The sequence below is a fragment of the Paenibacillus sp. 8b26 genome (genome assembly GCF_050626875.1).
GTDB lineage: Bacteria > Bacillota > Bacilli > Paenibacillales > Paenibacillaceae > Paenibacillus.
The window spans coordinates 1433726-1445715 of sequence record NZ_CP192445.1 but is presented as its reverse complement, the minus strand read 5'-3'; the positions used below and the strand labels follow the sequence as shown (position 1 = coordinate 1445715).

General features: G+C 45.9%; 8 protein-coding genes and 1 tRNA gene. All 9 read left to right on the top strand.

The genetic code is table 11. The annotated features are described in order from the left end of the window. Positions 1 to 204 precede the first annotated feature (204 nt). The 9 genes from leuB to pheS all read left to right on the top strand — a co-directional run bounded on the left by leuB (position 205) and on the right by pheS (position 11980). A complete protein-coding gene (leuB, locus tag ACQ4MX_RS06340; RefSeq protein WP_431089802.1) occupies positions 205 to 1281 on the top strand; it encodes a 3-isopropylmalate dehydrogenase in 1077 nt (358 codons plus the stop codon). 301 nt (positions 1282 to 1582) lie between these two features. Continuing rightward, complete coding sequence (locus ACQ4MX_RS06335) at positions 1583 to 2122, top strand: peroxiredoxin (RefSeq protein ID WP_014280569.1); 540 nt, start codon at positions 1583 to 1585, stop codon at positions 2120 to 2122. A gap of 266 nt (positions 2123 to 2388) precedes the next feature. Then, positions 2389 to 2805, top strand: coding sequence for a hypothetical protein (locus tag ACQ4MX_RS06330; RefSeq protein WP_007429530.1), 417 nt, complete (start codon positions 2389 to 2391; stop codon positions 2803 to 2805). A gap of 341 nt (positions 2806 to 3146) precedes the next feature. Then, positions 3147 to 4250 (top strand): ATP-binding protein, encoded by a 1104-nt coding sequence (locus ACQ4MX_RS06325; protein ID WP_134910565.1) that lies wholly within the window; start codon positions 3147 to 3149, stop codon positions 4248 to 4250. Between the two features lie 341 nt (positions 4251 to 4591). Further along, complete coding sequence (locus tag ACQ4MX_RS06320) at positions 4592 to 6733, top strand: putative bifunctional diguanylate cyclase/phosphodiesterase (RefSeq protein ID WP_431089801.1); 2142 nt, start codon at positions 4592 to 4594, stop codon at positions 6731 to 6733. Positions 6734 to 6840: 107 nt separating this feature from the next. Then, positions 6841 to 6911, top strand: a tRNA-Gly gene (locus ACQ4MX_RS06315). Positions 6912 to 7218: 307 nt separating this feature from the next. Next, positions 7219 to 8259, top strand: a complete 1041-nt coding sequence (locus ACQ4MX_RS06310) for a pectate lyase (protein ID WP_431089800.1) — start codon at positions 7219 to 7221, stop codon at positions 8257 to 8259. A gap of 374 nt (positions 8260 to 8633) precedes the next feature. Further along, the gene (gene abc-f, locus ACQ4MX_RS06305) at positions 8634 to 10472 is read left to right on the top strand and encodes a ribosomal protection-like ABC-F family protein (RefSeq protein WP_431089799.1); all 1839 of its coding nucleotides are present in this window, start codon (positions 8634 to 8636) and stop codon (positions 10470 to 10472) included. Positions 10473 to 10948: 476 nt separating this feature from the next. Continuing rightward, complete coding sequence (pheS, locus tag ACQ4MX_RS06300) at positions 10949 to 11980, top strand: phenylalanine--tRNA ligase subunit alpha (RefSeq protein ID WP_431089798.1); 1032 nt, start codon at positions 10949 to 10951, stop codon at positions 11978 to 11980. Positions 11981 to 11990 lie beyond the last annotated feature (10 nt).

Below are 11990 nucleotides of genomic sequence, written 5' to 3'. Positions count from 1 at the left end.
GGATTGCAAATCAAGCAATTTGGAGTTTACAGGATCGGGTATTTCCGGTCCTGTTTTGTTTTGTCTTACTACAGATTTTCAGCTTATAGGCTAAGCCTATTAAATTGATAGATTCTATATCTTGGTCAAAGGCCTGTCATGTATGTTACAAAGAAGGTATAAATAATACGCCCGTAAGGCTGTAAAACAAGAGGAGTGTACGTGATGGCAGACGTGAAAAAGATTGCGGTAATAGCTGGGGACGGAATCGGCCCGGAAGTGGTCGCTGAGGCAGAGAAAATTTTGAAGCGTACGGAGGAAGTATTTGGCCATTCATTTGAAACGGAGCATGCACTGTTCGGTGGAATTGCCATTGATGAGAAGGGTACACCATTGCCGCAAGAAACGCTGGCTGTCTGCCAATCTGCAGATGCCGTACTGTTGGGAGCCGTAGGTGGTCCCAAGTGGGATAACAATCCGAAGGAGCTTCGCCCTGAAACAGGGCTGCTGGGTATACGCAAAGCGCTGGGCCTGTTCTCCAATCTTCGTCCGGCTGTCGTCTTTGATTGTCTCAAGGACGCATCGACACTGAAACCTGAAGTACTGGAAGGTACGGATCTGATCGTTGTGCGCGAGCTGACAGGTGGCATCTACTTCGGTGAGAAGTTCAGACGTGAAAGCCCGCAGGGTGAGGAAGCTGTCGATACATGCGCATATAATGTAACGGAAGTGGAGCGCATTGTTCGCCAATCTTTCGAAATTGCACAGAAGCGTCGCAAAAAGCTTGCATCAGTCGACAAGGCCAATGTGCTGGAAACTTCCCGTTTGTGGCGCGAAGTGGTTAACCGGGTCGCCGTGGACTATCCGGATGTTGAGCTGGAGCATGTACTGGTTGATAACTGCGCAATGCAATTGCTGCGTCGTCCGTCCAGCTTTGACGTCATCGTGACGGAAAATATGTTCGGCGATATCCTTAGTGACGAAGCGGCTATGCTGACTGGTTCCATCGGTATGCTGTCCTCTGCTTCTCTCGGAGAAGGCAGCTTCGGTCTGTACGAACCGGTTCACGGCTCAGCACCGGACATTGCGGGTCAAGGACTTGCTAATCCGATTGCTACGATCCTGTCCGTTGCTTTAATGTTCCGTATGACTTTCGGATATGTGAAAGCTGCTGACGCCATTGAGAAGGCGGTAGCAGAGGTACTGGATGCCGGACATCGCACAGCCGATATCGCAGTGGATAAATCCAAGGCCATCTCGACAACCCAAATGGGTGACCTGATCGCAGCGGCTATTCGATAAAAGCTTAAAGGCTTCTTTGAAACAAGGTAGCTGATTATACAGCAAGTGCGTGATACAGCAGCTCCTGAGCCATCAGGGGCTGCTGTTATATCCGGAAGTGTACAACCTGGTGAATGTGTATAAATTGTGAATTTTCAAAAGCTAGTTTAAAATAATTCTAAAAAAGTAATGGTTACAATATTGACTTTGATTTCTGCGAATGATAACATTTATCAAGTAGGTTGTTTCAATACAATACAGATGATTGAGGAAAACACATTTGATGTTTTTCTTACATATTTTAAAAGGAGGATTTCATATTATGGCAGAAAGATTGGTAGGAAGACCCGCACCTGATTTTGCATTGGAAACAGTGACTGGGGACGGTCAAGAATTTGGTTCGGTGAAGCTTTCCGATTACCGTGGCAAATGGCTCGTATTCTTCTTCTATCCACTGGATTTCACTTTTGTGTGTCCAACAGAAATCACAGCATTGAGCGATGCTGCTGACCAATTTAAAGAGCTGGATACTGAAATTCTGGGTATCAGTGTAGACTCCGTACACAGCCACAAAGCATGGATCAACACAGCTAAAGAAAACAACGGATTGGGCAAATTGAACTTCCCGTTGGCTTCTGATATCACGAAAAAAACAGCAAGCGATTATGGCGTTCTGATCGAAGAAGAAGGAGTTGCATTGCGCGGCTTGTTCATCATTGATCCTGAAGGCGAATTGAAATATCAAGTGGTTAACCACAACGACGTAGGTCGTAGTGTAGAAGAAACATTGCGTGTACTACAAGCTTTGCAATCCGGCGGCTTGTGCGCAATGAACTGGAAACCAGGCGACAAAAACCTGTAATACAAGCTTCAGAAGAAGTTGAACATTAAACTTGCAAGCCCCCAAACAAGCGGTTTTTTACCGACATTGGGGGCTTGCTTGCCTATGTTATGCAGGAAAAGAGTCTATGATTATGTGTGTTTGAAGTGAACAGTGCAGGGTGAAATAAGAAATAATTGTGGAAATGTTACTCTGTTTTGGAGGAATTTCAACTGGTGAAAGCGAATAAGGTAACATAGAGGATAAACAAGGCAGAACAGGTTTTGTTCAGAGGAGGCTGAGCCCGGATGAGTTATTGCTGTGGAGCAAGCATGGTAGGAACCAAGGGAACGCTGAAGCATTACCGCACCCAAGTTCATAATGTTCCTTTGCTGTTTTGCCCGGTATGTCGTCGCATTGAGGTCCATTATAAAGTCGAGAATGAGTATGAAATTTTGGCTGAGTATGCACATGGAGACGGGGCAAGCGAGATTGATTTTCAGGACTACGTCATGGAAGATGATGATACGATATTTGAGAATTGTGTGAATCGGGAGAGTGAAGATGCGTTTGAAATTGTGAAGCGCCAAATTGACATGTCCCTGGATTTATTGATGGTAGCTAAACAGATGAACGATGAAAAATGGCAGGGAGAGCTCAAGAGAAGACTGGCTGTTATGAGCCAGAGACGCTCTCGGCTTCAGCATAATAAGAGCGGCAGTTGACATCCTACACACCAAAGAAGCTCTCACACCTGGAGAGCTTTTTTGGTGTGTAGGGCGCTTATTCCTAACTTATTATTTCGTTTTTGGGAATGTTGCGCAGATATTATGACGAAAGAAAACAGGATAAAAATGTGAATTCGACACTTTTTCCGGTTGACTGGAATCCTAAGTCTTGTCTATCATAAAATTAGACTTTCAATTGGACAGAGATGGTCGGAATTTTATGAATCTGTTTTCTAACTGTTGAAGGGTAGTCGATAGATGATGTCTTTCTCTTCTTCAATAATGTTAAGCGTCCGATACGGCCAGTTTATCATTCCGAAACAAGGGGGAAGCCTGGCATGATCAGTGAATTCCAAGAGGCCTTGCTTGATACCGTGGGAGCTTGTCCTTCCACACAGATCGCCAATAACAAGTATGAAAATGTGCTGGAGAACCTGGATAGTGGTATCATGCTGTTTGACAGTGACGGGGTACTGACCTTTATTAACGTGCAAATGGCCAAACTGCTGGAACTGCCGCGTAGTTCGCTGGCAGGTCGCAACTTGATGCAAATTTTGCATCATCCCGAGTTAAGCCGATTTAAGAAGAAGAAGATTATGCGAATATACAAAGAGACCATCTTTCATAGAAAGCGCTATCATGAATTGATTGATGAGTATGGTCGGCATTGGTTGATTACGGTGACCTACGGGGATCAGATGGATGGCGACTTTTTGTTCAGTGTCAAGGATGTGTCGGATTATAAGCAAATTGAGCAGACGGCGTATCAAAATGACAAGCTCGCGATGTTAGGACGCATTTCCGCATCGATTGCTCATGAAATCCGTAACCCGCTTACCGCCATCCGGGGCTTTATTCAATTACTGCGGCCGCATCTGGTGGAGCTGGGAAGAGATGAGTATGCTCGTATTATTTTGACAGAGATAGATCGCGCGAATGACATTATTTATGAGTTTCTGAATTCGTCCAAGCCTTCAGCTCCGCAAAAAACCGCTGTACCTGTGATGGGTCTACTGAAAGAGGTTGTGATGCTGACCGAAAGCGAGGCGCTGATGAAGGGTTGCCAGATCGCGCTGGATGAAAATAGTACGCTCATGAAGGTTTCCATTGATGTAAAGCAAATTAAGCAGGTCATTCTCAATATGATCAAAAATGCAATGGATGCCATCGAAGGTATCGGAGAAGACCGTGAGGGATGCATTGATATCCATACGGTGCTGGAAGGTTCGTATGTTCATATTTGCATTGAAGATAACGGTTTGGGAATGGATCACAATACATTATCACGTTTATTTGATCCATTTTTTACAACGAAAGAAAGTGGTACCGGCTTAGGACTGGCAGTGAGCTATCGGATCATCAAAAATCACGGGGGCTTTATTCATGTAGACAGTACACATGGAAAGGGGACACAGTTTAAAATCACGCTTCCTGTAGTTTAGTGTTCTGGGACTTTCACAAAGGGATGTAGTAGGTACTGATTCTTTTGTGTTGTACAGAACTGGGGCATAGGTATCACTCATTTGAAAAAGCCCGGATAGAGCGCATGATCTGAAGAGATGATGCGCTTTTTTGGTTCTGGAAGCTTATTTATTTGCGTAAATACGAAAATGAAATAATGAATATAAGACTAAAAAATGATTCACCTTTCACAGATTAAATGTTATTATGTACCATAATCCGTATTTATTTTTGATACTAAAGACTTAAAAAACGGCTTCCAAAGCTGTCAAACGTCTTAGATGATCGGAATTTCCGATATGCAGGGGGCTGAAGAGGCTGAATGAGTACACGGCTGGAAGTAAAGAAAACGATAGGCATCGGCATTGCTGCGCTAGTTCTGTTTGTCTTGGTTCAGTTATTTCATGTAACTTTGAATAAGCTATACTCCCATAATGTTTTTTTCTTGCTATACCCCATTGCAGGATTCGTCTGTGCGGCGATCTGTTTCTCTATTTTTTATCAATCCTGGTCGGTTTTGCTGGAGCAGTTATCCTGGCAGAGACTTCTCATCGCGCCCACATTTCTGGTGGCTGGTCTGCTTTACCTTGTTCATATCGTCTCGTTTAGTTTTGTTAGCCTGACGGACTTTGTTTTGTCTCCGGATATTTCGCTGTGGCTTCTTTATGTGAACCGTGTCTTCACCTCTATTATGCTTATAGTCATTTGCTCCCTCCCTTTTAGAAAAGCCGAATCAGGATATAAGAAAACCGCTTTATGGATAGGGATATGTTTTACTTTGCTGATCCTCGGGACCATTCAGATATACGAGTCGCACTTACCCGATCTGCGTATAAGTCACGAGATGGACAATCCGGGGTGGATCTTGAACTGGGTTATCCTGTTTCTGCTTGTATCCAATTTTATTTTAGGTGCACGAAAATATTCCCGACATCTCCCAGCGGAATTTGGTATGTTGCTTATGCTTCGCGGGATTGGGCTGTGTATCGTGAGCCAGTTGTTTTATTTGTCCTCCCGGCAAATGAGTGATATAAATCACCTTATGGGACTTTTGATGAGTGCTATTGCATTCTATGATCTGCTGAGCGGATTGGTTCGGCTAATGGTCCTTGTTCCATATCAGGAAAAGAAGGCGGCAGAATCTGAATTTAATTACATAGCCTATTATGACGATATCACAGGGCTGCCGAATCGTCGGCGTCTTTCACAACGCCTCGAGCAATCTCTGCGCAATTCATTAAAACCCGATGAAACGGCAACTCTTTTAATACTGAATATTGACCGATTCAAAACCATTAACGATTCGCTGGGGCATACGGCAGGGAATTATTTGCTCTATGTTGTAGGCGAACGCTTGGAGCATTTTTGCCGTGAAGGCGAGGATGTTTTCAGCATGGGCGGAGATGAGTTTGCGTTTCTTCTCACGGGCTACAAGGATATAGATGCCATGAAAAATCGTATTGATGATATGGTAAAGTTATTTGAGCAGCCTTTTGATATTAATGGTGAATATTATCATGTTATGGTGAGTATGGGAATAGCTTTGTACCCACTGGATGCCACTCAGGGTGAGCAGCTCATTCAGCACGCGGATACCGCTGTTCATAATGCCAAGGAGCAGGGAGTGAATTTTCAGCGGTATACCAGTGGCATGCAGATGCGGGCGCAGGAAAGGCTACAATTGGAAAATGATTTGCGGCGCGCGCTCGAAAATGAGGAATTTTCACTGGTGTATCAACCGCGTGTTCATTTGCAAAGTGGTGAACTGACGAGCTTGGAGGCACTGGTGCGTTGGAATCATCCTCATCGCGGAATGGTGATGCCGGGAGATTTTATTCCGGTGGCCGAAGAAAGTGGTCTGATCGTGCCTTTGGGGGAATGGGTGCTGCGGGAAGCGTGCCTGCAAAACAAGCGCTGGCAGAAGGCTGGATACCAGCCGATACCGATATCGGTGAATCTATCCATGCGCCAATTTCAGCAAAAAAAGCTGGTGGATGTGATTCGTGGCATTTTGACCTATACGGAACTGGAACCGTGTTATCTGGAGCTGGAGATTACGGAGAGTATGACTTTTGATAAGGATCGAGCCTTTGAGCAACTGAAAAAAATAAAAGCTATTGGTGTCGCAATAAGTATCGACGATTTTGGAACAGGCTATAGCTCGTTGCATTATTTGAAAAATCTTCCGATTGACCGTCTTAAAATTGACCGTTCCTTTGTCAATGAGGTGCTGGTCGACAGCAAAAATGCGGCTATTGTGTCGACCATTGCCTCTATGGCCCACCATTTGAAGCTGAAGGTTACGGCTGAAGGAGTGGAAAATGAGGGTCAGCTCCAATTTTTACAGGCTCAGGATTGCCATGAGGGACAAGGCTATTATTTCAGTCGGCCCATTCCGGCGGAATCCTTTGAAAACTTGTTTTTGCGCAAACCTATGAATTGGCTGGTTCAGGATGGTATGTAGTTTGCTTGCAATTTACAGGCAGGTAAGTTATACTAGATAACATCCTGATTCTGCTGGTTGACAATAGTTTGATTGTGTCATATATAAGAATTGAGATATTCTAAAGTGCGGGTGTAGTTCAATGGTAGAACTTCAGCCTTCCAAGCTGATAGCGTGGGTTCGATTCCCATCACCCGCTTTGTCGTAAAAATGATTGAAACCCTTGCGTCGCAAGGGTTTTTATTTTGCCCATAGTTCGACGTATGGCAGACTCCTTTTTAAATGGGGCAATTGGATTACATATAGATTAGCCGGGATGCCAATCGGGTGTCCAGGCTTGTTTGCGTTCTTACGAACTATTTTTACACTATTATACAAAATTAAAACCAATTGCTTCGCTTTCATGCTATAAATAAACAGATAAAAAGAACTATTTACCATTTGCTAAAGAATAAGTATAGTCTGGTTATTGGAATTAAATATAAAAAAAGGATGGTGTTATTGCAATGAGGAAAATTTATTTATTATTTCTATCCTTAACCTTTGTGCTTTTCGCTTTTCCAGCAACCTCTACGTTCGCTGCGGCTGATTTCCCGAATACGTCGACGAATGGACTTACAGGTTTTGCCGGACAGGCCAAAAATGAAAGTGGAGCTTCCAAGCCCAGTACAACCGGGGGCAAAAACGGTCAGGTTATCTATATCAACAATCTGAACGATTTGAAAAACCAGCTAGGGGATTCCACTCCCAAAATCCTGGTGATTGAAAAAAACATTTCTGCCTCCTCTAAAACCGTCGTCAATATTGGTTCCAACAAATCGCTTATTGGTTCATACGCGCAAAACAAACTGGTTAATATTCATTTGAAAACAACGGCTAATTCCGGTAATGTGATCTTCCAAAACTTGACTTTTGAACATAGCGCCAGCATCAACGATAATGATGATATTCAGCTTTATCTTACTGCGGGCACGAACTATTGGATTGATCATGTCACTTTTGCAGGTCACAATTATGATTCCAATGGTTCAGATCTGGACAAGCTTTTGTATGTGGGACAATCGGTTGATTATGTAACCATCAGTAATTCCAAATTTGCTAATCATAAGTACGGCCTCATTCTTGGTTATCCTGATGATGGCAATAAAAGCTACGATGGCTTACCTCATATCACTATCGCCAATAATTATTTTGAAAATTTGCAAGTTCGCGGGCCCGGGCTTATGAGATATGGATATTTCCATGTTAAAAATAATTACATCAATAATTTTCAGTTGGCCTACACGATAGCTACGAATGCAAGAATCTACTCAGAGTACAACTACTTTGGAAAAGGTAGCGAAAAGGGCGGCATTCTGGATGATAAAGCAAATGGCGAATTTAAAGACGTGGGCAGCTTTCCAGCCATCACCAACCAAAAGTCGCGGGTGACCAACTGGAATCCGAGCAAGAACTACAGTTATCAAGTTCAAACTCCTGAATATACAAAGGAATTTGTAACTAAATATGCAGGCGCGTCCAATACAACCCTGGTATTCGGAAAATAATTTTGATGCACAATGGATTTGCAAATACGTTCTGATCTGCTATACTGGCTGCAAGCAAGTATTCCGTGAAAAGGAAGGTAACTATACGTCCGATGAAGTAAGCACACTGATTTTCCCCATAAACTGCACAGTTACTGGCAGGCGGCTGTATGCTGCAACGGGAGAAGTGTGTCTGAAATGAGGTTTGGGACGTATACGTTTGCTCCGTAACGGGACTATGCTTTTTTCCGTTTACGGTTCTCTTTCTCATAAACGTATGTTCTGAAACGATTCATAGCAGTCATTCTATATTCCTTGTATGCAAGCCGCAGCCTTCTGCGGCTTTTTTTATTGCTTTCGGTATTGGAACCGGACAGGGAAAGGATGATTACCATATGAAAACCATTTTGCGTATCCGCAATGTGATAAAGGATTGGAACGGAACGTCTTTGTTTGAGAATGTATCAATGGATGTGACGGAGGGGGAACGACTCGCCCTGTTCGGAAGAAATGGAGCAGGCAAAACGACGCTATTGCGGATACTGTTAGGCGACGAGGCGCCGACTTCGGGTAAGGTAGAGCATGAATTACCGCTGGAGGAGCGGGGCTGGCTGAAGCAGCAGGACACCATTCAATCCGCCCGAACTGCACTTGAGGCGGCACAGCAGGCCAGTCCTGAGCATTGGCGAGTCAGGATGACGCTGAAGCAACTGGAGGCCGAAATTGCCCATAAGGGAGAGGAAGCAGAGCGTCATCTAGAGCAATATGGCGAGCTGATGGATGAGTACGAGCGGCTGCAAGGTTTTGCGTGGGAGTCCGAAGTGGAAAAGGCGCTGACCCGGATGGGCATGCCTGCTGAGACGTGGCCTATTGCCTATGGTGACCTGAGCGGAGGGCAGAAGACGAGAGTGCGGTTGGCCGGACTGATGGTCAGACAGCCGAAGCTGCTGGTGCTGGATGAACCGACCAACCATTTGGATGCCGAAAGTCTGGTTTGGCTGGAGCAGTGGCTGTCCACATATCAAGGGACGCTGTTGTTTGTATCGCATGACAGAGCCTTTTTGGATCGGGTAGCTACAGGCATATGTGAGCTGACGTCAACGGGCATTCGGCGCTATAAGGGTGGCTATACGGAATATAAGGCGAATAAGGAACGGGAGCTGCGGGAGCAGGAAGCCAACTATCGGAAGCAGGAACTGGCACGGCAGGCATTGGAGGAGACGATCCGAAATTACCAGGAATGGTTCCATCAGGCGCACCGGGCAGCTTCCAATGTGGAAATGGCCGTTACGCAAAGCTTTTATAAGGCCAAGGCTAATAAAAATATTTCCCGTTATCATGCGAAGGAGAAGGAGCTGGAACGGCTGGAGGCCAACCGGGTTGAGCAGCCGCGCGAAGTAGCATCTTTGCAAATGAAATTAAGTGACAGCGGGTTTCAGGCCAAATATCTGCTGCGCGCCGAGCATGTCTATTTTAGCTACGACGACCATACCATTGTGCAGGATCTCAACCTGAACATTGCACGTGGCGATCGCCTGGCTGTTCGGGGGCCGAATGGGATTGGCAAAACAACGCTCCTACGGCTGTTGACGGGCCAGTTGGAGCCGTATAAGGGTAAGATCACAGCGAATCCACAGCTGAAAATTGGATATTTTTCACAGGAACTGGAGCAGCTTCCGGAGGATCAGACATTGCTGGATAGTTTGCTTGCGCTCCCCACCATGACGCAGACGGAAGCGAGAACGGTGCTGGGATGCTTTCTTTTTGCCAGAGAAGATGTGTTCAAGAGGATCGGGACGCTTAGTATGGGTGAGAGATGCAGGGTGGCGTTTCTACGCTTGTATTTTAGCGGAGCCAGCCTGTTGGTGCTGGATGAGCCGACCAATTATTTTGACATTGAAACCCGTGAGATTGTAGAGGAGTCCTTGCGCAGTTACGGCGGGGCGCTGGTGCTTGTCTCGCATGACCGGGAGCTGGTGCGCCGGACGGCAACCCGTTTGCTTGATATGCAGCCTGGAGGCGTTTATGAAATCTACGAAGGGACCGCCGACGAAAAGCAGGAAGATCAGCAGAACCGTCAACAGGAACCAGAGGATCAGGAGCAGCGCGAGGAGCGTCTGCGATTGCAGTTGCGTCTTACGGAGCTGATGGGTACGGTCGGGCTGGACGATGAAAATGAGGAACTGTTGTCAGAAATCAGGCGTATTCGTGCCAAACTGGATCAGTCGGATTAAACGGCTGCGTCAGAATGGGTAAAACGGTATGCCCGGCTTGCCAAAGCGCTAGGGTTTGCATATAATAATGAGCAATAGTTCGAAATTTGAAAATGTCTTGATGGAGAAGAGTAGGCAGTGTCTGATTGAACAGGGAGGAAGCGCCGTAGGATTGAGAGCGTTTCTGCAAAACAAGGCTGTTGAAGTTCGCTCCGGAGCAGTTCCTTGAACCTCGTATGCCATTTGTAGATGGCAAGCGGGCAAGTAGGGGATACCGGTTCACGACCGTTACAACGTGCAGAGCGAGATGATCATGCAAAGCATGCATAAACCTGTACTGTCGAATGGCAGAAATTGTCGAAAGACAAGGCGCGGGATGAGCTGAGCAGGATTGTCTAACGAGGGTGGTACCACGGTCTTTTCGTCCCTTTACCGGGAGAAAGGACCTTTTTTGTTGTCTGAAAAGCTGGATATGAAGAAAGGGGACTGAACAGGCGATGAGCGAAACCATCCAAATGAAGGAACATTTGCTGGCCTTGAAGGAAGAAGCACTGGAAGTATTGGAGAAGGTGGCAACGCCCAAAGAGCTAGCTGATCTGCGGGTTAAATATTCGGGTAAAAAGGGTGCGCTGACTGAAATTTTGCGCGGTATGGGCAAGCTGAGCGCAGAAGAGCGTCCAGTTGTCGGACAGGTAGCTAATGAAGTTCGCGAGGCGATTGAAGAAGTCGTCAACCGTAAGCAGGATGAGTTCACGAAAGCGGAGACGAATGAGCGTCTGCAAGCGGAAAAGATCGACGTTACGCTGCCTGGACGCACATTGCCGCAAGGTGGGCTGCACCCGCTTAATAAAGTAATTGAGCAGATTGAGGACATTTTTACTGGTATGGGTTACCGGGTTGCGGAGGGTCCACAGGCAGAGACGGATTATTATAACTTTGAAGCGTTGAACCTCCCTAAAAATCACCCGGCGCGGGATATGCAGGATTCGTTTTATTTGACCGAGGATCTGTTGATGCGTACCCATACGTCACCCGTTCAAATTCGTGCGATGGAGGCGATGAAGGGTGAAACGCCGCTTAAGGTTATTTGTCCGGGTACCGTTTTCCGCCGTGATGATGACGATGCAACGCATTCCTTCCAATTCCACCAAATTGAAGGGATCGTAATTGGAAAAGACATCCGCATGAGCGATCTCAAAGGAACGCTGCTGCAATTTGCGCGCGAAATGTTCGGGGAATCGACCGAAATCCGCCTACGTCCAAGCTTCTTCCCGTTCACAGAGCCGAGTGCCGAAGTGGACGTAACTTTTGTGAAGAAAAATGGCGAACGGGTATGGATCGAAATTTTGGGCTGCGGCATGATGCATCCGAAAGTGCTGGAAATGGGCGGCTATGATCCTGAAGTGTACAGCGGCTTTGCGTTCGGCATGGGCGTAGAGCGGATAGCTATTTTGAAATACGGTATTGACGATATTCGTCATTTTTATAACAGTGACCTGTCATTCTTGAAGCAGTTTGCGCGTCAATAAACAACTATAT

Coding starts and splice junctions, on each gene's coding strand:
- leuB (WP_431089802.1), top strand. CDS start 205: ATGGCAGACGTGAAAAAGATTGCGGTAATAGCTGGGGACGGAATCGGC.
- ACQ4MX_RS06335 (WP_014280569.1), top strand. CDS start 1,583: ATGGCAGAAAGATTGGTAGGAAGACCCGCACCTGATTTTGCATTGGAA.
- ACQ4MX_RS06330 (WP_007429530.1), top strand. CDS start 2,389: ATGAGTTATTGCTGTGGAGCAAGCATGGTAGGAACCAAGGGAACGCTG.
- ACQ4MX_RS06325 (WP_134910565.1), top strand. CDS start 3,147: ATGATCAGTGAATTCCAAGAGGCCTTGCTTGATACCGTGGGAGCTTGT.
- ACQ4MX_RS06320 (WP_431089801.1), top strand. CDS start 4,592: ATGAGTACACGGCTGGAAGTAAAGAAAACGATAGGCATCGGCATTGCT.
- ACQ4MX_RS06310 (WP_431089800.1), top strand. CDS start 7,219: ATGAGGAAAATTTATTTATTATTTCTATCCTTAACCTTTGTGCTTTTC.
- abc-f (WP_431089799.1), top strand. CDS start 8,634: ATGAAAACCATTTTGCGTATCCGCAATGTGATAAAGGATTGGAACGGA.
- pheS (WP_431089798.1), top strand. CDS start 10,949: ATGAGCGAAACCATCCAAATGAAGGAACATTTGCTGGCCTTGAAGGAA.